Here is a 22,762-nt window from a genome sequence, read left to right as displayed (position 1 = left end):
TTGAGCTAGATGGAATTCTCTGCTTTTGATGAATGAAATGAGCTATAATCATGCACCTTATTTTTCACCTGTTATCAAATCTATGGCGTACCATCAACAAGGTGTAACGCTTGATCTTGACACTGACGTCACTCATCAATGTTCCCTTCATTACACTCGTGATCAGCATCTTATTGGCATTATTGAATTTAGTAAGCCAAGTTATGTGTTGAAATGGGGTGATTTGGAATATTTCCGCCGACGTACTGAAGAGTTTTCAGTGATGCCATTCCCTGAATGCATCAATGCGATGGTGATTGATATTCGAAATATTGCGGCTTTTTTAGATAATGAAGTGCCTATTATTCCTTGGCGCTTGCTCGAAGAAGAATGCCCGATTCGCTTAGTTGTTCCCCAAGATCGACTGGAGCATTATGCTGGCTTTTTTGAACCGACTTGGTTGACTTCCGACGTAGACACAGCGATTCAAGAAATTCGTGAATTTATGGATATGTTTGTGCATTAACACGGAGATTAAACTAAAGTTTAATCCCGAAAACCTCCATTTGGAGGTTTTTTTATGCCCTTTTATTTTCATTATCTATTTCACAATAAAATTAAATTATTTTATATTTAATGACTTATAGCAAACTTTCTTATAAAAAATGTTCATAACTTATCCCATTTCTTAGTAACAATTCGGCAATAAATTTTGCTTGAGCCTTGTTCGATTTATCACCTAAGATGTAGAAAATGATCTCTTTTTTATTGTTGAAACATTCTTAAAAACAGAGCAATAAAACTAAATACGTAACAAGATCATAAAAAGTGGATATTAAATCAGGGTAAAAGGAGTTTTAACGATGACGTCAAAAAAACATTTAGCAACTTTGTTCTGTGCAAGTGCGCTCACTTTAGGGCTTAGCGCATGTAGTGACAATAAAGCACCTACAACGGATAAAGCTGCAGGAAGTGAAGCTGCTGTTTCTGACTCAGGGACTTTAGATAAGATCAAAAAATCGGGCACGATTGTTTTAGGCTATCGCGATTCATCGATTCCATTTTCATATATCGCAGATAATCCAAACCAACCTGTGGGTTATGCGCATGATCTTCAATTAAAAGTAGTTGAAGCAGTAAAAAAACAATTAAATCTTCCCGATTTAAAAATCCGTTATAACTTAGTGACCAGCCAAAACCGAATTCCATTGGTTTCTAATGGCACCGTCGACTTAGAGTGTGGTTCAACCACCAACAATAAAGAACGCCAACAACAAGTTGATTTCTCAACAGGTTTCTTTGAAGTGGGTTCACGCTTACTTACTGCAAAAGACTCTGGGATTAAAGACTTCGCTGACCTTAAAGGTAAAAAATTAGTCACCACGGCAGGAACTACATCTGAGCGTTATATTCGTCAACATGAAAAAGAGTTAGGTATTGGTGAAGTCATTTCTGCCAAAGACCACGCTGAGTCTTTCCTCATGCTACAAAATGGTCGTGCAGCGGCATTTATGATGGATGATATTTTGCTGGCGGGTGAAAAATCGAAAGCCAAAGATCCAAATAAATGGGAAATCGTGGGTACAGCACCGATTCAAGAAATTTATGGTTGTATGCTACGTAAAGGCGATACTGGCTTTAAACAAGTGGTTGATGATGCAATCAAAGCGACCTATAGCTCTGGTGAAATCAATGACATGTATAAAAAATGGTTCCAAACGCCAATTCCACCAAAAAATATCAATTTGAATTTCCCGATGTCTGATCAATTAAAAGCATTGATTAGCAATCCACATGACCGTGACGAATAACTTTCCCTAAACATTCTAAAGATGCTTAAGCCAAACGGATTTTGGCTTAAGCTCATTATAGGGAGTTCCTATGAATTATAGCTGGAATTGGGGTGTGCTGTTCCAATCTACAGGTGTAGGTGATTCGACCTACCTGAATTGGATTTTAATTGGGATCGGCTGGCTGTTTGTCATCGCTTTGGTGGCATGGAGCATTGCGATGGTGCTTGGCAGCATCTTGGGTATTATGCGTACCCTACCGAGTCCTGTAGCACGAGGTATTGGTACGGCCTACGTGACTATTTTCCGAAATGTACCCTTATTGATTCAACTGTTTATATGGTTCTATGTTGTACCCAACTTCCTCCCCGATGCGATTAAAAGCTGGTGGATGAATGACCTTGGGGCAAATACGACCGCCTTAATTTCTGCAAGTGTCGGCTTGGGTCTTTTTACAGCTGCACGAGTCTGTGAGCAAGTCAGGACAGGTATTGAAGCGCTTCCTTTGGGGCAAACCAATGCAGGTTATGCCATGGGATTTAGTACGGCTCAACTATACCGCTATGTGATCTTACCGCAGTCATTCCGCACGATTTTGCCACCTCTCAGCTCTGAGTTGACCAACTGTGTCAAAAACACCTCAGTCGCGTCTTTGGTCGGTGTTGCAGAAATCATTTCGCAGATGAAAACCATCAGTGAATACACGCAAAACACCATCGAAATTTATACCTACGTCACCATTATTTTCATCGTGATCAACATCTGTTTAATTGGTTTCATGAATTTTCTGGAAAAACGCCTACGCGTTCCTGGCTTAATTGCAGGAGATAAATAATGGAATGGCTCAGTTCTTTTATTCAAGACCTCCAAGCGTCTGGCCCTGCACTATGGCATGGTTTCAGCATCACGCTAAAAGTGGTGATCACGGCAACCATTGGTGGTGTCTTTATTGGGACTTTATTGGCGTTGATGCGCCTGTCCTCGATTAAAGTATTTAATATTTTTGCTAAAGGCTATGTGAACCTTTTTCGTTCTATTCCTTTGCTCTTGGTGCTGATGTGGTTCTACTTTGCCGTACCCTTTATCTACACAGGGATTACAGGTAACTATCTGACGATTGATACTGCCCTCGTGTCGAGTATTGTGGCCTTCATGCTATTTGAAGCGGCTTACTTTTCAGAGATTGTCCGTGCCGGGATTCAGTCAATTCCTAAAGGTCAAACTTCTGCAGCTTATGCTCTCGGTATGAGCTATAGCCAAGCGATGCGCTTAATTATTTTGCCGCAATCTTTTCGCAAAATGACGCCACTGCTTTTACAGCAAACCATCATTCTGTTCCAAGATTCAACCATGGTATATGCCATCGGACTGTTAGACTTTTTCCGCACCAACTATGTTCGAGGCGACCTCATGTCATTGTTAACTCAATACATTCTGTTTGCCGGTCTGGTGTATTTCACTATTAGTATGATCGCTACCTATGCAGTTAAAAAATTACAACGGAGGTTAAGTGTATGACCGATCAAAAAACGATGATTGACCTCCAAAATGTCAGTAAATGGTATAAAGATTTTCAAGTGCTTACCGATTGCACGACTCAAATTAAACAAGGTGAAGTGGTTGTCGTGTGTGGACCTTCAGGTTCAGGCAAATCAACGCTCATTAAAACCGTCAATGGACTTGAGCCTTTTCAAGCCGGTACGATTTTAGTCGACGGTATTTCCATTAATGACCCAAAAACCGATTTAAATAAATTGCGTAGTCGTGTCGGTATGGTGTTCCAGCACTTTGAACTGTTTCCACATTTATCCATTACCGAAAACCTGACCATTGCGCAGGTTAAAGTCTTGGGTCGATCAGAAGCCGAAGCCAAGAAAAAAGGCTTGGCTTATTTAGATCGTGTGGGTTTGAGTGCGCATGCCGCTAAATTTCCTGCACAGTTATCAGGTGGACAGCAACAACGTGTTGCCATTGCACGTGCGCTCAGTATGGACCCGATTGCCATGCTGTTTGATGAACCAACTTCGGCACTTGATCCAGAGATGATTAACGAAGTGCTTGATGTAATGGTGGGTCTTGCCAAAGAAGGTATGACCATGATGTGTGTAACCCATGAGATGGGCTTTGCTCGTCAGGTTGCAGACCGAGTGATCTTTATGGATCAAGGAAAAATTGTAGAAGACTGCAGCAAAGATGATTTCTTTAATGCTCCTCGTGGTGAACGAGCGCAGCAGTTCTTAAATAAAATTCTGCATTAACATCAAAACGTTTATTTAACTGATGTTACGAAGTAACATCAGAAGCGTAATTTGATTCAAATAAAAGTACGATACGCGGTAACGTCATCCGCAAGTGTTTGAGATAGAACTTCTTCTAATCAAAAATGTTTTTGCGATACTTTAGATAATTAGACGCTTGTGAACGAGTTTTGTCGGTGAGGTGATTGCACCGCAAGATGGTTTCCTTGCGAAGCACGCTTCTCATTTTGCCTAATGAGAAGCGTGCTTCGTAAGAGTACCTCCAGCCGAAGGCTAATCACTTTATTCATTCCCTTGATGTAAGACTCCGTCGAATTGGCTTAAAAATCATTTTAAAAATGCAAAATTACTTTTGCATGCGTAACATCAGTTATTTAATTTCCGAAAATAAAAAGCTCATCCATCGATGAGCTTTTTTTCATGGCAGATTACCAATAATTTTCTACAGCAATATTGCCTTCACCACGACGGTTCATAGTCAAACCACGCGCCTTTAATGCCGCCTTGGTGTCATCAACCATTTGTGGATTACCACACAACATGACATGCGTCGTTTCCACATTAAACGCTAAGCCTGCCGCCTGTTCTAACTCGCCATTTTCAATTAAAACTGGTAAACGGTCATGCAGCGGTGCATTTGGATCACGTGTCACAATAGGTATAAATTTGAAGCCCGTATGCCCTTCGCCAAAGGTCTCGGAGATTTCTTGAATACGCTCGACATAAGCCAGTTCTGATGCTGTACGCACACTGTAGACTAGATTAATTTTTTCGTATTTAGACCACGTTTCAAAGTCTTGTAACATTGATAAAAACGGTGCAAGACCCGTTCCTGTCCCCAACAGCCATAAGTCCTTCGGCAATGGCAACTGATAACGCGCCAAGGTAAGGAAGCCATATGGTATTTTTTCTAAATACAGCTCATCGCCCACTTGTAGATGCTGCAAATTTGAAGTAAACGCACCATCTGGAACGACGATAGAGAAAAACTCTAAAGTTTCATCAAAGGGTGATGACACCACAGAATAGGCACGAACCACCAATTCATCGCCCACTTTCAAGCCTATTCGTGCGAACTGACCAGCGGTGAATTTAAAATGCGCAGGGCGTGTCATGGTAAAACTGAACAAAGTATTGGTCCAACGGTGTACAGATAAAACCTTTTCTAAGCTAAATTTTTCAATTGACATGATTTGAACGTGGCGTGACAGACTGTGCTCATGTTAGCATGACAGCATAATTTATTAATATTTTTTAAATGTTAAGGCCTGATTCATGCGCATGACTTTACGCCAGTTGGCTGTTTTTGTAGCAGTCGCTCAAGAAGGTACCGTTACCAAAGCCAGTGATGCTGTCAAACTTACTCAAAGTGCAGCAAGTATGGCATTGGCAGACCTCGAAGATGGTCTCGGTGCTCCACTGTTTGACCGACTTGGTAAACGCTTGCAATTGAATGACTTGGGTCGTTTTTTATTGCCACAAGCTTTGGAAATTTTAGGGCGCTGCGAAGCTTTTGAACAAGCAGCGAAAGGCGAACTACAAAGTATTGATCTGCGTTTAGGTGCGACCCTGACCATCAGCGACTACCTGATGCCAGACCTCATGGCAGATTTCCTACAAATTCAGCCTCAAGCACATTTACAACTTCAAGTCGGCAATACCCGCCAAATGATTGAAGCGGTAAACCAATTTCAGTTGGATTTGGCCTTAATTGAAGGTTCATGCCACCTACCACAACTGCAATGTATTCACTGGCGTGACGATGAACTTGCCGTGTGCTGTTCCCCAGAGCACCCTTTAGCGAAGTTGGATCGTGCACTCACTGCAGCTGACTTTGATAACGTGGAATGGATCTTACGTGAAGAAGGTTCAGGCACACGTGAAGTATTTGACAACGCAATTTTAAAAGACCTGCCAGATGCCAACATACGTTTAACCTTGGGTCATAACGAAGCCATTCTAAAAATCGTGGCAGGTGGTCTTGGTATGTCATGTATTTCTAAACTTGCGATTGAGCCTTTACGTGAAAAAGGTCAATTAGTGGTTTTAGATACGCCGTTCTGGCAACTTGCCCGTCCATTATTTATGTTGGTACATCGTCAGAAATACCAAGGACCGGGTCTCAAAGCCTTTATGCAATTTTGTGAAAAATAAAAAAGCGCCTTAAGGCGCTTTTTTATCTATTTTTAAATTGGCGTTCACATGGTTCGCCATCATTATTGCCGTCCATTTTCGTATTTGGACAATTATTATTAAAGAACACTGCTTCTTCGTATGAACGCATCTGACTACAATGCGTACGCCCATCACAACTAAACTGTGCTTTCTCTACTGCCCTTGGCGTATCACTTGAAGAAGGTGCCTGCGCAGTGTATTGAACAACAGACTGAGCTTGCGTTGAACCTGTGCCATATAGATTTTTTTCACCTTGCTCAGACAGCACCCGATCGGGCAAATCCCCCTGTGCTTTACGTTGTTCTTTTACGATGTTTTCATTTTCTTGCATGAGCTGTTGTAAATGTAGTTGCTTCTGTTCTTGGTACTGCTGATATTTACTATAGACAGCCACAGCTAAAACTAGAATCACAATGAGTCCAATCATGCTGAAGATTTTACTGCCCCAAACTGTGCCTTTGGCTATATCGTGAGGAGTAACTTGATCGTTTACTCGATCTGACATTGATCCAAATGACGGATTTATCTGTTCATGAGTGGGCTGCTCTTTTTTCAAATCTAAACGGATGATATTTACAGCTTTAAATTTACCTTGATCTTCTTCAATCCTGTATTTGAGATTTTCTCCAACACGTGGTTCGATGTGTCGGCTAGGAAAATCACGAATATGAAAAAATAAATCCTTTGCTTGATCTTGTTGTATAAATCCAAAGCCGCGCTCAACGTTATAGCTTTTGATTTTCCCCTCTTTAAACATAAAAATTGTCTCTCATCTTTTCTTTTAATACTCTTATGATAATAAAAAAAGAGGCCCTATAGACCTCTTTTCGATTTCAATGATTTCCACGAAATCTTAAAATCACATTATTTACGCAAATTTGAAAGCAAAGCTGAAGTAATCGACTGGTTATTTGCCACGACTTTAGATTTTTTAGCTTTTGCAGATTTGTCTTCTTCACGCTCAATGTTAATGGCCTTATAACGATCTCCATTTTCCACCACATTAAATTTCACGCGATCATTACGTTTTGGTTCGACACCATCTGCGGGAAAGTCAGAGATATGGAAAAATACATCACCTTCTTCACATGAAAGAAAGCCAAAGCCCTTTTCAGGATTGTACTGTTTAACTTTACCTTTATATTGTTCGGACTTCATAAAGTACCCTATTCCATTTATGCCAATGTCTTTAGTATATAAAAAAGAGGCTATAAAAGCCCCTTTTCTGTTCATGATGCAAAAATTAGTCTTTTTGAACTGAACCGAAAATTTTATCGCCTGCATCGCCAAGACCAGGAACGATATAACCGTTTTCATTTAAACCTTGGTCTACAGATGCTGTGTAAATCGTTACGTCCGGATGAGCTTCATTCACACGTTTAATGCCTTCTGGAGCTGCTACAAGCACCATGACACGAATATCTTTACAACCACTGGCTTTTAGAACGTCAATAGCAGCAACGAGCGATGAACCTGTTGCAAGCATTGGGTCAATAATCATCGCTAAACGGTTTTGTACGTCTGGTACTAATTTTTTGTAGTAAGTACGCGCTTCTAAAGTTTCTTCATCACGCTCTAAACCCAATACAGATACTTTCGCACTTGGAATCAGGTTTAAGAAACCATCCAACATACCAATACCTGCACGTAAAATCGGTACGACTGTTATTTTTTTACCGGCAATACGATCTACAGTGACTTTACCATTCCAACCATCAATTTCATGATCGACCATTGGTAAATCTTTCGTTGCTTCATAAGTCAGAAGCATAGTCACTTCTTGAGCAAGCTCACGGAAGTTTTTAGTACTAATATCTGCACGACGAAGTAAGCCGAGTTTATGTCGGATTAAAGGATGACGGATTTCATGGATAGCCACGGGAGAACACCTAAAAGGTTAAGATAAAATTTCAACCATTATAAAGCTATTTAACAAATGATAAAAATAAAAAAGCCCCCTTTACAGGAGGCTTTTTTGTAATAAGCAAATTAATTGCTTAATTCATTAGTTAAATCCACTTTGAATTAAGCTAAAAATGAACTGTTGTAATTCAGGTGAGATCGCAAAGTATGCCACTTGAGATACTGCAATGATTGGATCTGGATATACACCGATCAACAACACAAGTGCAGCTGCGCCAAGCACCATAATACCACCCACTTTTTGACCCCAATGATCGACAGCGTCGATACGTGGGTTTTCTGGTGGAGTCATGTACATCACAATCATCACACGTAGGTAGTAGTACAAACCGATACCTGAACCAAGGATCACCATCGCAGCTAAGAACCATGAACCACCAGCAACCGCTGTTTTGATCACAAGGAACTTACCAATAAAGCCTGCTGTTAATGGGATACCTGCAAGAGATAACATCATGACAGTCAGTGTTGCAGTCAACACTGGACGACGCCAGAACAAACCACGGTACTCCGCAAGGCTACCTGCTTCGTCTTTGTTGTTGTAAGGGCTAGACATCAGTGTCACAACACCGAACGCACCAATCGTTGTTAATACATAAGTAATCACATACACGTTGACGCTACTGAATGTTGCAAAGCCTTGTACTTGAACAAAGTCAGTATTACGTGCACTCACAATCGCAACAAGTAAGTAACCAAAGTGAGCGATTGAAGAATATGCAAGGATACGTTTCAAGTTCACTTGACGTACTGCTAGTAAGTTACCCGCAAGGATAGACAATACTGCAATAATGGTCACGATCGTGATGAAGCTGTCAGAAAGGATTAAGCCAGAAGCTAAGAAGTAACGAACGAATAGACCGATCATTGCCACTTTAGCCACAGTCGCTAAGAATGTCGCGATTGGCGCTGGCGCACCGGCATACACGTCTGGTGTCCATTTGTGGAATGGCGCAAGAGACAATTTAAATGCAACAGCAAAGACAATTAGTGCAAGACCAAGGACTACGCCCGGTTGGCTGAAAGTTGTGAACATTTTGCCTGGTTCAGCAACGAATGCCATTGTACCTGTGTACGCATATACATAAGCCATACCCATCAACAACATCGCAGAAGCGGTTGCTGAAAGCACCAAATATTTCACACCCGCTTCAAGCGACTGTGAACGTTGGTGTGTATAAGCCAATAGGCCGTATACAGGAATCGACATTAACTCAAGACTGATAAAGAAAGACGCATAGTGCGAACTTGCAACCATTAACAATGCACCTGTTACAGAGCACAGCATCAAGATATAAAGTTCTTCACGGTTATCTTTATAGGTTTCGATATACGCATGTGACAATGTGCAGCAAGCAAGTGCTGCAATCAAAATCACGAATTGGTACAACATCGTAAATGGATCTACGATGAACAAATTCATTACGTTTGCAGGTGCATACTGCCCTGCAACGAAAACAAAAATAATATAAAAGGCTGCAAGGTTCAGACCGATAACGGAAGTCGTTGCAACTAAATTGTGGTTACGCTTGATTGCAATTAGCAACATCACGACGATCGCAGTTAAAGCCACGATCATCACAGGAGCTAATGGCATAAGCTCAGAAAATGACATTGTGAAGTCCATGGCTTATTGCATCTCCACATTTTCAGGTTGTACAGCAATCTGCTGCACAACATCAACGACTTCTTGAACTGGGATATAGCTATTTGCAATCCACGCCATGCTTGAATTTGAAATATCAAGGAAGGTTTGTGGGAATAGACCAAGCCATACTAGACCAAGAGCACAGATTAAAAGAATCACAACTTCACGCGCATTTAAGTCTTTCAACGGATTTGCGTAATGCTGTTTTTGTTCTTCGTTTGGTGTACCGAACAATGCTTTGTGGATCAGGATTAAACCGTAAAGACCGGCAAATACTAAGCTTACTGCAGCAAGGATTGTGTACACAGGGAACTTGTCATAAGAACCCATCAAGATCAGGAATTCACCGATGAAGTTACCTAGACCTGGAATACCTACAAGTGCCGCAACAAAGAACATTAAGAAGAATGAAAGGTATTGGAACTGACCACGGATACCGCCCATCAAACGCATGTCACGTGTATGCAGACGTTCGTAAACCTGACCACACATAATGAACAATGCAGCAGAAGATAGACCGTGAGCCAGCATCATAATCATCAAGCCTTGGAATGTCAGGATGTTACCTGCATACAAGGCAAGAAGTACGAAGCCCATGTGCGAAATAGATGTGTACGCAAGCAGACGTTTCATGTCTGTTTGTTGGAATGCACACCATGCACCGTAGAAAATACCGATTAGACCAAGAATGATCGCGATGTCAGCAAACTGAGCAGATGCTACTGGGAAGAATGGAATAACGAAACGTAAAAGACCATAAGCCGCAGTTTTAATCAAGATACCTGCAAGGTCGACAGAACCCGCTGTAGGTGCTTGCGCATGTGCATCTGGTAACCAGCCGTGTAAAGGGAAAACTGGAAGTTTTACCGCAAAACCAATGAACATACAGATCATGAATGCATACGCAAGTGCTGGAGCTTTCGCCTCAACAGTGTGTGCAACACTCATCAAGAAGTCATAGTTAAAGCTGATTTGACCGTGAAGTTGGAAGCCAACAACCACTAGACCCAAGATACCGATCAACATGATCAGACCCGCAACCTGAGTATAGATAAAGAATTTAGTTGCAGCGTAAACGCGTGACTTACCTTCTGCCCCTTTATGACCCCAAAGTGCGATCAAGAAGTAGATTGGTACCAGCATCATCTCCCAGAAGAAGAAGAAGAGGAACATGTCAATCGCTAAGAATACACCGATCACACCACCTAAAGACCAAAGTAGGTTTAAGTGGAAGAAACCAACGTTCTTTTGAATCTCACCCCATGAACAGCCAACTGCAAGTACACCCAGTAATGCAGTTAAACCCACCATAAGCAGTGAAAGACCATCCACCGCAAGGTGAATGTTAATCCCTAAAGTGGTAATCCACGGTAGGTTAAATTGAGCAGCCCACTGTGGAGCTTGTGTACCCAACTCATAGTTATAAATACCGCTTTGCCATAAAACGACGGTTAACACCAACGTTAATAGCATACCAATTAAGGCAATATAGCGTGGTAAGTGCTTGTCGAGTTTATCGACAAGCCAGCATACAAAACCTGCAATGAACGGAATAAGGATCAGAGCGGGTAGAATTAAATTGTTTGGAGTTTCCATTTTATTTCCCCACGACCTGAATCACGACCAGGATCAATAGTAATGCAAACGTACCGAATGCCATACTAGATGCGTATTCACGCAATGAACCTGTTTGACGTGAACTTGTAAAGCTATTACCGCCTTTAACAAGTGCAGGCAATACAAGCCATAAGCCGTCAATTGGATCACGACCAAAGATTTTAGCCAGTAGCAAATAAGGCTTAACGAAAACAATGTTGTACAAAGCATCGAAACCAAGTGCATTACGACAGATATTTGCAAGACCCGCGCCCAGTGAAGTTTTCGCGAACGATTTCACTGCACCATAAGCAAAGGCAAATAACACTACACCTACTGCAAGACCTGCAAGTGCAATACCAACAGCTGTGTATTCAGCGCTATGCATACCGTGTTCTAGTGCTTCTGGAATATTAAACGCTGGGATTTGTGCAGCATTTAAAATATTCGTTACTGGTGCTTTTAATACATAAGCTAAACCAGTTGAAAGCACTGCAAGAATCGCCAATGGACCCCAGTAAGTAACACCTTTGATTTCATGGTAAGGCGTGTTTTCTTTACCAAAGAATACAACCCAAATAAGACGGAATGTATAAATTGAAGTTAAGAACGCACCTGCTACACCAGTCCAGTACAAGCAGTCATAAACTGCAATCGCTTGACCTTTCACCCATACCGCGCCAAGAATCGCATCTTTCGAGAAGAAGCCGATAGTGATGAATGGAATCGCTGCCAATGCACCGCCACCAATCGCGAAACAAGCAAACAAGAATTTGTTTTTGTGGAATAGACCACCCATCTTGAAGATGTTTTGTTCGTGATGGTAAGCCAAAATCACAGCACCAGAAGACAAGAATAATAATGCCTTGAAGAATGCGTGAGTCAGCATGTGGAATAGACCAGCTTGGTAAGCTTCAGCACCTACAGCCATAAACATATAACCCAACTGACTCATAGTTGAGTAAGCAAGAATACGTTTGATGTCTGTTTGTACCAATGCAGCAAAGCCTGCAACCAACAATGTCACTGCACCCGTGATTGAGATGAACATCATCACTTCTGGCGCTTGTTCAAATACGCTGAACATACGGCTACATAGGTAAACACCTGCTGTTACCATTGTTGCTGCGTGGATCAATGCAGATACTGGTGTAGGACCAGCCATCGCATCTGCCAACCATGTTTGTAATGGGATCTGAGCAGATTTACCTGCAGCACCCAAGAACAACATCAATGCAGTCCAAATCGCAATCGAAGAACTCTGAGCCAAAACTGTTGGCGCAGCAGCTACAACTTCTGCAATGTTTAAAGTGCCGAATTGTTGGTAGATCAAGAACAATGCGATCAGTAGGAATACGTCACCCACACGTGTCACAGTGAATGCTTTAATAGCAGCAAAACCGTTTGCAGGTGTTTGGTAGTAGTAACCAATCAATAGGTATGAACATAGACCTACACCTTCCCAACCGAGGAATAACAACGCTAAGTTGTCACCCAACACTAAAAGCAGCATGCTTGCTACGAATAGGTTGAAGTATGAGAAGAAACGTGCAAAGTCTTCTTCGCCACGCATGTACCATGTTGCAAAGATGTGAATTAAGAAACCCACACCTGTGATCATGCCCATCATCAATAATGATAAGCCATCTAAATGAAGCGTGAAGCCCGGTGCTAAGTTACCTGCACTGAACCAAGTCCAAAGATGCTGAGTTGTTGCAACTGAACCATTATTAACAAAGTCGATACCAGCAATTAATGCAAATAAAGCTGAAAGACCAACTGAACCTGCACCAATAATTGCAGCAACTGATTCAGGAAGATTTTTACGACCTGCCGCCAACAGGATAAAACCAATTAGCGGGAAAAGTACTGTTAAATATAAATAACTCATCCGCGCATCTCACTAGCAGCATCCACATCCAGATGATGGAAGCGATGATAGAACTGAAGGACGATCGCAAGACCGATACAAGCCTCTGCTGCAGCAAGCGTTAAGATCAAGATAAACATCACTTGACCATCTGGCTGTGCCCATGCGCTTCCTGCCAAAACGAACGCTAAAGCAGCAGCGTTCATCATGATTTCAAGGCTCATTAAAATAAATAGTAGGTTGCGTCGAACCATCACACCGTAAAAACCCAGTGCAAAAAGAATGGTTGCAACGATCAAACCATGTTCTAAAGGGATGTTGCCCATTATTCTTTGTCCTCTTCTGCACCTGGCTCACGTTTGCCAAGATGGAATGCAGCGACAAGTGCGCCAAGCAATAACATCGCAGCAACTTCAACCAGCAATAAGTACTGAGTAAAGAGTGAAGTACCCACTTCTTTCGGACCGACAACTTGAGCACCCATGACAGTGCCAGCAGTTGTGTAGTCTGACTTCAACATCCAAACAAGGATTAGACCCATCAGGAAGCTCATCAACGCAGGATATGCCCACGCTGAAGAAGTCAGCCATTTGCTTTCTTGTTCAACAGTATTTTGACCAAGATTCAGCATCATCACGACGAATACGAATAGCACCATGATTGCGCCAGCGTAAACGATAATTTCGAGGGCACCGGCAAACGGCGCACCCACGATCATGAAGATACCTGCAACTGCAAGTAAAGAGATAATCAAGCTTAATAAAGCATGTACTGGGTTCGTGTTAGTTACAACACGAACGGTAGAGACGATGGCCACAAGCGCCATCAAATAAAATGGCCACATCATGGTAATAGACTCCGTACATCAACTGGTGTGCTTTCGCGTTGAGCCTGACCTTTATCTTTACCAGCAACAGCCATACCTGTTACGCGGTAGAAGTTATAGTCTGGGTATTTACCAGGACCTGAGATAAGAAGGTTTTCTTTCTCATATACTAAGTCCTGACGAACATACTCACCTAACTCAAAGTCAGGTGTCATTTGAATCGCAGTCGTAGGACATGCTTCTTCACACATACCGCAGAAAATACAACGTGAGAAGTTAATACGGAAAAATTCCGGATACCAACGACCATCTTCTTTTTCAGCTTTTTGTAGTGAAATACAGCCGACTGGACATGCAACCGCACAAAGGTTACATGCTACACAGCGCTCTTCGCCATCAGGGTCACGCGTTAACACGATACGACCACGGAAACGTGGTGGTACGATGTCTTCCGCTTTAACCTCTGGATATAAAATGGTGTCACGTTTACGTGTCGCGTGTGAGAATACCATCCACAACGAACGTACAATTGACCCAAATCCAGCTAGAAATTTAAACATTTTATTCTCCCTGCTGTCTTAGGCCTGATTCATCAGAATCACAGCACCAGTTACCAGAAGGTTAACCAACGCCAATGGCAAGCAAATTTTCCAACCAAAGTTCATGACTTGATCATAACGTGGACGCATTAAAGAACCACGAGCCAAGACAAACATCATGACAAAGAATGCTGTTTTAATAATGAACCAGAACGCAGCTGGAATGAATGGAATATCTAGGTTGAAAGGCGCTAACCAACCACCGAAGAATAAAGTCACGATTAATGCAGAGATCAGTACTACGTTGACGTATTCCGCAACGAAGAACATACCCCATTTCATACCGCCGTATTCGACATGGTAACCTTCCGCCAATTCTTGTTCTGCTTCTGGTTGGTCAAATGGATGACGGTGAGTTACCGCAACACCCGCAACCACGAAGATCAAGAAACCTAAGAACTGAGGAATTACAAACCAAACATCACGTTGCGCTTCTACAATTTCACGCATGTTGAATGAGCCTGCAATTGCAACCACACCCATCAATGAAATACCCAAGAACACTTCATACGAAATGGTTTGAGCTGCAGAACGTAGACCACCCAATAATGCATATTTGTTGTTTGATGACCAACCACCGAACAATACTGCGTATACCGCGATACCTGCCATTGCCATAAAGAACAATAGACCGATGCTCATGTCTGAAACACCTAGATAAGGTGAAACAGGAATAACCATGAACGATAGCACAGCAGTTGCCATCGCAACTGCTGGAGCCATACGGAAAGTCAATTTGTCAGCAAATTTTGGTGTCCAGTCTTCTTTGAACATGATTTTCAGCATGTCGGCAACAATCTGGAACATACCGCCCGGACCTACACGGTTCGGACCGTAACGGTCTTGCCACAAGCCGAGTAAACGACGTTCAATAAAAGACATCAACGCAGCGATCAATACCACAACCAGTAAGATCACAATTGCTTGAAGAACTGAATAGGCGATTGGCCAGTTTTCAGCCCACAGCGGCGTTTGACGGATTAATTCTTGTTCCATGAATTACACTCCTACCGCGACTGAAACAGGTTCTGCAAGCGATACTGTAGGTGCAAGACCCACTGGGTAACCGATATAACCTGTAGGTAAGTATTCAATCACTTGAACTGGAAGGACGATTTCAGCATCCCCTGCTTTCACAGCGATACGTTGACCATCTTGAACATTTAAGCGTGCTGCATCTTGTTCACCCACAGCAAACATTGCTTCAGGAATACGCGATTCCATCGCAGGTGTTTTCACTGTAAATTCACCAGAAGCGAAGATGTGATGCATCGGTACAAGACGGAAGCTTTCACCATTAACCGCAACAGGTGCAGGTGCAACGAAAGTACGTGCTGGACGTTTCGCTAAACGATCGAATAAACGAACGCCTGCATCGCCACCTTTTAAGTGACCACCCACGTTGTCTTGGAATTTGTTCCAAGCTTGTGGAGAGTTCCAACCTGCAGACCAAGCAAATGGTACAAGTGAAGCTGGAGTTTGGTTACCTACATAACCTTCCATAGAGAACGTCAACGCAGAGTCTTTATCGACTGGTTGTTTTGGTTCATGAATAGAAAGTGGTGCGCGCATCGCAGTACGACCTGAGTAACGACGTGGTTCACGTGCCACTTTCAGACCATGTACACGGAAGCCAGCATCTGGTGCTACGTCTTGAATCGCTTCAAGTGCAGGAACGTTTTTCGCTACTGACTCGATAACATCATCAAGAAGTGTCCAAGAAATCGCTTTGCCTTTCACGCCAGTTTCAATGGCATGTAACCAGCGCCAAGATTCTTTGATCGCAAGTTCAGGTTTGTAGTAGCTTGGGTCATACACTTGGTAGAAACGTTGTGCACGGCCTTCTTGAGAGACAACAGTACCGTCACCTTCAGCAAATGAAGCAGCAGAAAGTACGATGTTGGCTTTTTTCACAGTTTCAGTTTCAGAATGATCAAGTACGATCACTTCTTTCGCTGAAAGTGCAGCATTCACCTGAACAGCTGGTAAACGACGATAAAGGTCATTTTCCACCACGATCACAGTATCGTAATCTTGTGCAAATGCTTGTTCTAAGCTTTGACCACCAAAGATCGCTAAGCCCATTGAGTTCACTTCAGGAACAGTCAATGTTAAGCCCGCATTACCAAGGTTTTGCGCTACTTGTGCAGCAGCTTCCATGATTGATGCGTCTTGTAAGCTTGTACCAGAGATGATTAATGGTTTTTTCGCAGCTTTTAAAGTGTCAGCAATGGTTTGTGCAAATGCTTTGGCATCGTCATCCAAACCTAAAATCACTTCACCTTTCACAGCAGCAGCGACCGCAAAACCTAAACGTGCAATGTCGTTAGGTGATGCAACAACTTCACCTGTTGCCACATCAGCTAAACGTGTTTGAGTTGCAGCAAGGATGTAAATCGGAGATTTGGCATCTTGAGCAATACGTTGTACAGGTTCAGCCAACCACTCTTGCGTACGGCGCTCTGCAGCCATTTCTTTAGCTTTATTTTTCGCAGCTTGGCGAACAGATAGAGCCATACGTGGTGCAGTTTGAGTTAAGTCTTCACCCAAAATCAACACAGCATCGTAGCTTTCGATTTCACGCATACCAGGGTTATAAACACCTTCGGTTTGCATAATAGAAGCTGCAAGTTCAACAAGTTTTTGCTCTTTTTGAGACATACCTGTTGAGAAGTTGTCTTGACCTACAAGTTCGCGAAGCGCGAAGTTTGATTCAAGTGACGCACGTGGTGAACCGATACCCAATACTTTTTTGCCTTGGATATTTTCAATTACAGTATCCAATGCTTGGTCTACAGAAACTGTAGTTACATTTGCACCAGAACGGAATTGTGGTTGACGTGGACGATCTTCACGGTTCACATAACCTGTACCGAAACGACCTTTATCGCAAAGGAAGTATTGGTTCACGTCACCGTTAAAGCGGTTTTCTACACGACGTAGTTCGCCATAACGTTCACCTGGAGAGATGTTACAACCTGAGGAACAGCCTTGGCATACGCTTGGCGCATACTGCATGTCCCATTTACGGTTATAGCGTTCAGAGTGAGTTTTATCTGTGAATACACCTGTTGGGCACACTTCAGTCAAGTTACCAGAGAATTCAGATTCTAAAGTACCTGATTCTGGACGACCAAAGTAAACACGCGAAGCGTTTGCATACACACCAAAGTCCGTACCACCTGCATAATCTTTGTAGTAACGCACACAACGGTAGCACGCAATACAACGGTTCATTTCATGAGAAATGAAAGAGCCTAGCTCTTGGTTGTAATGCGTACGTTTTGTGAAGCGGTAACGACGACGGTCATGCTGAGTCATTACAGTCATATCTTGTAAATGACAATGACCACCCTCTTCACACACTGGACAGTCGTGTGGGTGGTTGGTCATCAAGAATTCAACAACAGAAGCACGGAAATTTTTTGCTTCGTCATCTTCAATCGAGATGTAGGTATTGTCAGATGCAGGCGTCATACATGACATAACTAAACGACCGCGAGTATCTTCAGGATTCGCGTATTGAGTCACAGCACATTGACGGCAAGAACCGACAGAACCTAAGGATGGATGCCAACAAAAGTATGGGATGTCGATGCCAAGGCTAAGACATGCTTGTAGCAAGTTCTCTGAGCCGTTGACTTCATACGATTTTCCATCGACATGAATTGTAGCCATAGTCGAATTCCTTAAGCTTGTTCAACGTTGCTAGTTTGAGCTGCCGCATTTACGACTTTAGCTTCAAACTCGCCACGGAAATGTTTGAGTGCGCCCATTAACGGTTCCATCGCACCTGGAGCATGCGCACAGAAAGTTTTACCAATCCAAAGCTTACGAGTAAGTTCTTGTAAGTGATCGATATCTTCTTTCTTACCTGTGCCATCTTCCAAGGCTTTAAGCGCTTTAACCGCCCAAGGTAAGCCATCACGGCATGGTGTACACCAACCGCAAGATTCACGCGCAAAGAATTCTTCTAAGTTACGTGTCGCAGAAACCATACACTGAGTTTCATCGACTACCATGAGCAAACACGTACCTAAACGTGAACCTGCTTTCATGATGCTTTCAGCATCCATAGGAAGGTCAATATGTTCAGCAGCAAGGAAGTCTGTAGAAGCACCACCCGGTAACCATGCTTTGAGTTTTAAACCATCACGCATACCACCCGCATGATCTTCAATCACTTCACGCGCAGTTGTACCAAATGGAAGTTCCCAAAGACCTGGGAATTTTACTTTGCCTGAAGCGCCATAAATTTTAGTACCTGGATCTTTCGACTTACCTTCAGATAAACCGATATACCATTCAGGGCCACGAAGCATAATTGCGGGTAAGTTGTTGTAAGTCTCTACGTTGTTAACAATCGTAGGACGACCCCAAGCACCTGCAACTTGTGGGAATGGCGGTTTAGTACGAGGGTTCGCACGGCGACCTTCAAGCGAGTTAATCAATGCAGTTTCTTCACCACAGATATAACGACCCGCACCAGTATGCACGTGTAACTCGAAGTTCCAACCTGTACCTAAGATGTTTTCACCCAAGTAACCTTTGGCACGAATTTGGTCCAATGCTTCATTTAAGTATTGAGCCGCTTCAATGTATTCACCACGGATGAAGATATAACCCTGTGTTGCTTCTAATGTATAAGCAGCAATCAACATACCTTCGATCAATTGATGTGGAAGATCTTCCATCAACAAACGGTCTTTGAAAGTACCTGGTTCCATCTCATCGGCATTACAGATCAGGTAACGAGGACCTGAGTTATCATTTGGTGCCATGAGCGACCATTTGATCCCTGCTGGGAAACCTGCACCACCACGACCTTTTACAGTTGCAGCTTTAATTACTTCAAGCACTTCTTTCGGTTGCATGCCAAGTGCTTTTTTAAAGCCTGCATAACCTTCTAATGCTTCGTAATCATCTGCACTACGTACGTTTTCCTGTTTGCTCAAGCGCCAAGTTAATGGGTGAGTTTCTGGGTTACCGTCGCCATAAATTGGTTTTGGTTCAGTATTCATACATACTTCTCCAATAACTGTTTAATTGAAGTCACTTCAACTAGACCGTGAGTGTCTTCGTCAATCATTAACGTCGGACCTTTGTCACAGTTACCTAAGCAGCAAATTGGAAGTAATGTAAAACGACCATCTGCAGTCGTTTGACCAAACGAAATACCCAATTCACGTTGGAATGCTTCAGCAAGCGTTTCCGCACCCATCAAGAAGCAAGCGATCGAATCACATAATAAAATTACGTGGCGACCGACTGGTTGACGGTAAATACGGTTATAGAAAGTAGCTACACCTTCTAAGTCTGCAAGTGTCATGCTAAGCATTTGAGCAATAGCATTCATCTGTGCATCATCTACCCAACCATTACGGCGTTGTACACACTTAAGCGCATCTAAACATGCTGCACGTGGGTATGGATAGTGACCAATGTGATGTTCGATATCGTGGATTTCTTCCGCAGTTAAAATCCCTTCAACATTCACACGTGGTTTTTTGTCAGTCAAAATCATCATAATGCGATTACCCCTTAGCGATCCACGTCAGCCATTACGACGTCAATTGTCGCTAAATAAATGATTAAGTCAGACATTAAGCTGCCGTTAATCACAGAAGGCATTTGCTGTAAGTGCGTGAAGGTTGGTGTACGGATACGTGTACGGTAACTCATCGTTGACTTGTCTGAAGTCAAGTAGTAGTTCGACGCACCTTTTACCACTTCCGCCATTACAGAGCTTTCGCCTGCTGGCATTACAGGACCCCATGACACGCTCAAGAAGTGCGTAATCAATGTTTCGATGTCTTGTAAAGTTTTATCTTTTGGTGGTGGAACAGCCAGTGGATGGTCTGCTTTGTATGCACCAGAAGGCATGTTGTCTAAACATTGCTTGATGATTTTCAGCGATTCTTCAATTTCACGGAAGTGAACAAGAACACGTGCATAAGCATCGCCTTCGTACTCTAAAGGCACATCAAAGTCGTAGTTTTCGTAGCCGCTATAAGGACGGTATTTACGAACGTCGAAATCAATACCTGTAGCACGTAGACCAGTACCCGTTACACCCCAAGCCAATGCTGATTTTGCATCATACTGAGCAACATTACGGGTACGACCGATAAACACTGAGTTTTTCAGTGCTGCAGTGTAGTACTCGTTCATACGCTTCGGCATCCAATCTAGGATTTCGCGAATGAGGTGCTGCCAGTTGTTTGGCAAGTCGTGTGCGGTACCACCGATACGGAACCATGCTGGATGCATACGGTAACCCGTAATAGCTTCAATCGCATCGTAGATTTTTTGACGGTCTGCGAACATATAGAATACAGGGGTCATACCGCCCGCATCCTGAATTGCAGTACCAATGAACAATAAGTGGTTATTGATACGGAACAATTCCGACATCATGACACGGATACATTGTGCGCGGTCTGGCACAGTAATGCCTGCCAGTTGTTCCACACCCATGACATACGGCATGTTTTGCGCACAACCACCCAAGTAGTCCACACGGTCTGTATAAGGAATGAATGAATGCCAAGTTTGACGCTCAGCCATCTTTTCCACACCACGGTGGTGATAGCCGATATCTGGCACACAGTCTTTCACTTCTTCACCATCCAACTGCAAAATTACACGGAACGCACCGTGCGCAGATGGGTGGTTAGGACCCAAGTTCAGGAACATGAAGTCTTCGTCTTTATTACCGCGCTTTAAGCCCCAATCTTCAGGCACAAAGCGAAGGTGTTCTTGCTCGAAGTCTTGTTTGGCTTGGTTCTGCATATACGGTGTATATTCCGTTGCACGTGCAGAATACTCTTTGCGTAACGGATGACCTTCCCAATATGTTGGCAACAAGATACGACGAAGCATTGGATGCCCTTCGAAGTTGATACCAAACATATCGTAAGCTTCACGCTCGTACCAGTTGGCATTTGGCCAAATGTTGGTTGCTGTTGGAATATTGAGATCACTCTCATTCAACGCAACTTTAATACGAATGTCCGTGTTACGCTCTAGCGATAACAAGTGATAGAACACAGTAAAGTCAGACGCAGGTAGACCATCGCGGTGAGTACGCAAACGCTCATCTACCGCAGACAAGTCGAACAACATCACGTATGGACGTGACACTGTACGCAAGAACATTAAAACTTCTTGTACACGTGCGCGCTCAACCCAGACTGTTGGAAAATCTTCAAAAGTCGTTTGCACATAGAAGTTCTCACCAAATTTGGTTTTGAGCTCTTCTACAATTGCAAATGCTGGGCGTGAATCAACTGCTGTTGATTCTGGCATAGCAATGTCAGTTTCAGCCATTGGCTTGGCTTCCTATTTAATACAAATTCAGTCAACCTAAACGACAACTACACCCGTCGGGTGCATCAATATTTGTACGTTTAAATTATTTAATTTCATCCATAGAGCGTAAGTTTTTCACCGCAATACGCTGCGCATTCTTACGGTCACGTTCTGGCATCATCTTCGGCTTATATACTGGCTTAAGATCATCACCAATCACCGCAGACAACGGACGACGCTCTAATTGAATTTGGTCTTGTAATAACATCAATGCTTGGATTAATGCTTCAGGACGTGGTGGGCAACCCGGAATGTACACATCCACAGGAATGATTTTATCCACACCTTGCACAACTGAATAAATGTCGTACATACCACCTGAGTTTGCACATGCGCCCATTGAGATTACCCACTTAGGCTCAAGCATTTGCTCGTACAAACGTTGAATTACAGGTGCCATTTTCACAAAACACGTACCTGCAACAATCATCAAGTCTGCCTGACGCGGTGAAGCACGAATAACTTCTGCACCAAAACGTGACAAGTCATGCACACCTGTTAAGGTAGTTGCATACTCTACGTAGCAGCACGATGTACCAAAGTTAAACGGCCAAACTGAGTTCTTACGTCCCCAGTTTACTGCTGTATGTGCAACATCCTCTAAACGAGTCATGAACACATTTTTATTCACTTCTTCTTCAAGCGGATCGGTAACGATTTGACGCTCTTGAAGTGGATATTGATCAGCATCCGGATTCGCACGGGTTAATGTATATTTCATCCCGTC

Annotated in this window: 22 protein-coding genes; 6 read left to right on the top strand and 16 right to left on the bottom strand. The window is 42.9% G+C overall.

From position 1 onward, the window contains the following. The first annotated feature begins 82 nt into the window (after window positions 1-82). The 5 genes from FTV11_RS09210 to FTV11_RS09190 all read left to right on the top strand — a co-directional run bounded on the left by FTV11_RS09210 (window position 83) and on the right by FTV11_RS09190 (window position 4,027). Window positions 83-505: a hypothetical protein gene (locus FTV11_RS09210; protein ID WP_078191199.1), complete on the top strand. Its 423-nt coding sequence runs from the start codon at window positions 83-85 to the stop codon at window positions 503-505. Between the two features lie 337 nt (window positions 506-842). Continuing rightward, window positions 843-1,790 carry a transporter substrate-binding domain-containing protein gene (locus FTV11_RS09205; protein ID WP_180004747.1) on the top strand — a complete coding sequence of 316 codons (948 nt, stop codon included), beginning with the start codon at window positions 843-845 and terminating at the stop codon, window positions 1,788-1,790. A gap of 70 nt (window positions 1,791-1,860) precedes the next feature. Next, on the top strand, window positions 1,861-2,604 hold the full coding sequence (locus FTV11_RS09200; RefSeq protein WP_180007506.1) for an amino acid ABC transporter permease: 744 nt from the start codon (window positions 1,861-1,863) through the stop codon (window positions 2,602-2,604). Next, a complete protein-coding gene (locus FTV11_RS09195) occupies window positions 2,604-3,287 on the top strand; it encodes an ABC transporter permease subunit (RefSeq protein WP_168378570.1) in 684 nt (227 codons plus the stop codon). Before FTV11_RS09200 ends, FTV11_RS09195 begins: the two co-directional genes overlap by 1 nt. Continuing rightward, window positions 3,284-4,027 carry an amino acid ABC transporter ATP-binding protein gene (locus FTV11_RS09190; RefSeq protein WP_078191089.1) on the top strand — a complete coding sequence of 248 codons (744 nt, stop codon included), beginning with the start codon at window positions 3,284-3,286 and terminating at the stop codon, window positions 4,025-4,027. The genes FTV11_RS09195 and FTV11_RS09190 overlap by 4 nt, the downstream gene beginning before the upstream one ends. A gap of 428 nt (window positions 4,028-4,455) precedes the next feature. Here the strand turns inward: FTV11_RS09190 and FTV11_RS09185 are convergent, their stop codons facing one another. Further along, on the bottom strand, window positions 4,456-5,217 hold the full coding sequence (locus tag FTV11_RS09185) for a ferredoxin--NADP reductase (protein ID WP_180073879.1): 762 nt from the start codon (window positions 5,215-5,217) through the stop codon (window positions 4,456-4,458). 85 nt (window positions 5,218-5,302) lie between these two features. On the opposite strand from FTV11_RS09185, the gene gigC reads away from it, so the two are divergent. After that, a complete protein-coding gene (gigC, locus tag FTV11_RS09180) occupies window positions 5,303-6,181 on the top strand; it encodes a LysR family transcriptional regulator GigC (RefSeq protein ID WP_111884894.1) in 879 nt (292 codons plus the stop codon). 22 nt (window positions 6,182-6,203) lie between these two features. On the opposite strand, the gene FTV11_RS09175 is transcribed toward gigC, so the two are convergent. The 15 genes from FTV11_RS09175 to FTV11_RS09105 all read right to left on the bottom strand — a co-directional run bounded on the left by FTV11_RS09175 (window position 6,204) and on the right by FTV11_RS09105 (window position 22,756). After that, window positions 6,204-6,959 (bottom strand): cold shock domain-containing protein, encoded by a 756-nt coding sequence (locus FTV11_RS09175; RefSeq protein ID WP_180073878.1) that lies wholly within the window; start codon window positions 6,957-6,959, stop codon window positions 6,204-6,206. 107 nt (window positions 6,960-7,066) lie between these two features. After that, the gene (locus tag FTV11_RS09170; RefSeq protein WP_168378567.1) at window positions 7,067-7,360 is read right to left on the bottom strand and encodes a cold shock domain-containing protein; all 294 of its coding nucleotides are present in this window, start codon (window positions 7,358-7,360) and stop codon (window positions 7,067-7,069) included. Window positions 7,361-7,445: 85 nt separating this feature from the next. Continuing rightward, window positions 7,446-8,081 (bottom strand): uracil phosphoribosyltransferase, encoded by a 636-nt coding sequence (upp, locus tag FTV11_RS09165; protein WP_078191094.1) that lies wholly within the window; start codon window positions 8,079-8,081, stop codon window positions 7,446-7,448. 126 nt (window positions 8,082-8,207) lie between these two features. Then, complete coding sequence (gene nuoN, locus FTV11_RS09160) at window positions 8,208-9,752, bottom strand: NADH-quinone oxidoreductase subunit NuoN (RefSeq protein WP_078191095.1); 1,545 nt, start codon at window positions 9,750-9,752, stop codon at window positions 8,208-8,210. Between the two features lie 3 nt (window positions 9,753-9,755). After that, window positions 9,756-11,369 (bottom strand): NADH-quinone oxidoreductase subunit M, encoded by a 1,614-nt coding sequence (gene nuoM, locus FTV11_RS09155; RefSeq protein WP_180073877.1) that lies wholly within the window; start codon window positions 11,367-11,369, stop codon window positions 9,756-9,758. 1 nt (window position 11,370) lies between these two features. Then, entirely contained in the window at window positions 11,371-13,260 is a 1,890-nt protein-coding gene (gene nuoL, locus FTV11_RS09150; protein ID WP_078191097.1) for an NADH-quinone oxidoreductase subunit L, read from the bottom strand. Continuing rightward, entirely contained in the window at window positions 13,257-13,565 is a 309-nt protein-coding gene (gene nuoK / locus FTV11_RS09145) for an NADH-quinone oxidoreductase subunit NuoK (protein ID WP_067665227.1), read from the bottom strand. Before nuoK ends, nuoL begins: the two co-directional genes overlap by 4 nt. Beyond that, window positions 13,565-14,083, bottom strand: a complete 519-nt coding sequence (gene nuoJ / locus FTV11_RS09140) for an NADH-quinone oxidoreductase subunit J (protein ID WP_171262661.1) — start codon at window positions 14,081-14,083, stop codon at window positions 13,565-13,567. Before nuoJ ends, nuoK begins: the two co-directional genes overlap by 1 nt. Beyond that, window positions 14,083-14,625, bottom strand: a complete 543-nt coding sequence (gene nuoI, locus FTV11_RS09135) for an NADH-quinone oxidoreductase subunit NuoI (protein ID WP_078191099.1) — start codon at window positions 14,623-14,625, stop codon at window positions 14,083-14,085. Before nuoI ends, nuoJ begins: the two co-directional genes overlap by 1 nt. A gap of 18 nt (window positions 14,626-14,643) precedes the next feature. After that, a complete protein-coding gene (nuoH, locus tag FTV11_RS09130) occupies window positions 14,644-15,660 on the bottom strand; it encodes an NADH-quinone oxidoreductase subunit NuoH (protein ID WP_078191100.1) in 1,017 nt (338 codons plus the stop codon). A gap of 3 nt (window positions 15,661-15,663) precedes the next feature. Beyond that, window positions 15,664-18,342, bottom strand: coding sequence for an NADH-quinone oxidoreductase subunit NuoG (gene nuoG / locus FTV11_RS09125; protein WP_180073876.1), 2,679 nt, complete (start codon window positions 18,340-18,342; stop codon window positions 15,664-15,666). 11 nt (window positions 18,343-18,353) lie between these two features. Beyond that, entirely contained in the window at window positions 18,354-19,685 is a 1,332-nt protein-coding gene (gene nuoF, locus FTV11_RS09120; RefSeq protein ID WP_180073875.1) for an NADH-quinone oxidoreductase subunit NuoF, read from the bottom strand. After that, window positions 19,682-20,191 (bottom strand): NADH-quinone oxidoreductase subunit NuoE, encoded by a 510-nt coding sequence (nuoE, locus tag FTV11_RS09115; RefSeq protein ID WP_067764692.1) that lies wholly within the window; start codon window positions 20,189-20,191, stop codon window positions 19,682-19,684. The genes nuoF and nuoE overlap by 4 nt, the downstream gene beginning before the upstream one ends. A gap of 14 nt (window positions 20,192-20,205) precedes the next feature. Then, the gene (gene nuoC, locus FTV11_RS09110; protein WP_180073874.1) at window positions 20,206-21,993 is read right to left on the bottom strand and encodes an NADH-quinone oxidoreductase subunit C/D; all 1,788 of its coding nucleotides are present in this window, start codon (window positions 21,991-21,993) and stop codon (window positions 20,206-20,208) included. A gap of 85 nt (window positions 21,994-22,078) precedes the next feature. After that, a complete protein-coding gene (locus FTV11_RS09105) occupies window positions 22,079-22,756 on the bottom strand; it encodes an NADH-quinone oxidoreductase subunit B family protein (protein WP_180073873.1) in 678 nt (225 codons plus the stop codon). Between the last annotated feature and the right edge of the window lie 6 nt (window positions 22,757-22,762).

The sequence above is a fragment of the Acinetobacter sp. YH12231 genome (assembly GCF_013417755.1).
Lineage (GTDB): Bacteria > Pseudomonadota > Gammaproteobacteria > Pseudomonadales > Moraxellaceae > Acinetobacter > Acinetobacter amyesii.
Note: the sequence above shows the minus strand (reverse complement) of the source record. Positions and strands in the feature narration are given on the sequence as shown.

What these genes read in the sequence shown, in the direction of transcription:
- nuoH (WP_078191100.1), bottom strand. Translation starts at nt 15,660, where the DNA reads ATGGAACAAGAATTAATCCGTCAAACGCCGCTGTGGGCTGAAAACTGG.
- FTV11_RS09195 (WP_168378570.1), top strand. Translation starts at nt 2,604, where the DNA reads ATGGAATGGCTCAGTTCTTTTATTCAAGACCTCCAAGCGTCTGGCCCT.
- FTV11_RS09200 (WP_180007506.1), top strand. Translation starts at nt 1,861, where the DNA reads ATGAATTATAGCTGGAATTGGGGTGTGCTGTTCCAATCTACAGGTGTA.
- FTV11_RS09205 (WP_180004747.1), top strand. Translation starts at nt 843, where the DNA reads ATGACGTCAAAAAAACATTTAGCAACTTTGTTCTGTGCAAGTGCGCTC.
- nuoK (WP_067665227.1), bottom strand. Translation starts at nt 13,565, where the DNA reads ATGGGCAACATCCCTTTAGAACATGGTTTGATCGTTGCAACCATTCTT.
- nuoI (WP_078191099.1), bottom strand. Translation starts at nt 14,625, where the DNA reads ATGTTTAAATTTCTAGCTGGATTTGGGTCAATTGTACGTTCGTTGTGG.
- nuoN (WP_078191095.1), bottom strand. Translation starts at nt 9,752, where the DNA reads ATGGACTTCACAATGTCATTTTCTGAGCTTATGCCATTAGCTCCTGTG.
- FTV11_RS09170 (WP_168378567.1), bottom strand. Translation starts at nt 7,360, where the DNA reads ATGAAGTCCGAACAATATAAAGGTAAAGTTAAACAGTACAATCCTGAA.
- nuoJ (WP_171262661.1), bottom strand. Translation starts at nt 14,083, where the DNA reads ATGTGGCCATTTTATTTGATGGCGCTTGTGGCCATCGTCTCTACCGTT.
- nuoF (WP_180073875.1), bottom strand. Translation starts at nt 19,685, where the DNA reads ATGAATACTGAACCAAAACCAATTTATGGCGACGGTAACCCAGAAACT.
- gigC (WP_111884894.1), top strand. Translation starts at nt 5,303, where the DNA reads ATGCGCATGACTTTACGCCAGTTGGCTGTTTTTGTAGCAGTCGCTCAA.
- nuoG (WP_180073876.1), bottom strand. Translation starts at nt 18,342, where the DNA reads ATGGCTACAATTCATGTCGATGGAAAATCGTATGAAGTCAACGGCTCA.
- FTV11_RS09185 (WP_180073879.1), bottom strand. Translation starts at nt 5,217, where the DNA reads ATGTCAATTGAAAAATTTAGCTTAGAAAAGGTTTTATCTGTACACCGT.
- FTV11_RS09175 (WP_180073878.1), bottom strand. Translation starts at nt 6,959, where the DNA reads ATGTTTAAAGAGGGGAAAATCAAAAGCTATAACGTTGAGCGCGGCTTT.
- nuoM (WP_180073877.1), bottom strand. Translation starts at nt 11,369, where the DNA reads ATGGAAACTCCAAACAATTTAATTCTACCCGCTCTGATCCTTATTCCG.
- FTV11_RS09105 (WP_180073873.1), bottom strand. Translation starts at nt 22,756, where the DNA reads ATGAAATATACATTAACCCGTGCGAATCCGGATGCTGATCAATATCCA.
- nuoE (WP_067764692.1), bottom strand. Translation starts at nt 20,191, where the DNA reads ATGATGATTTTGACTGACAAAAAACCACGTGTGAATGTTGAAGGGATT.
- FTV11_RS09210 (WP_078191199.1), top strand. Translation starts at nt 83, where the DNA reads ATGGCGTACCATCAACAAGGTGTAACGCTTGATCTTGACACTGACGTC.
- nuoC (WP_180073874.1), bottom strand. Translation starts at nt 21,993, where the DNA reads ATGGCTGAAACTGACATTGCTATGCCAGAATCAACAGCAGTTGATTCA.
- nuoL (WP_078191097.1), bottom strand. Translation starts at nt 13,260, where the DNA reads ATGAGTTATTTATATTTAACAGTACTTTTCCCGCTAATTGGTTTTATC.
- FTV11_RS09190 (WP_078191089.1), top strand. Translation starts at nt 3,284, where the DNA reads ATGACCGATCAAAAAACGATGATTGACCTCCAAAATGTCAGTAAATGG.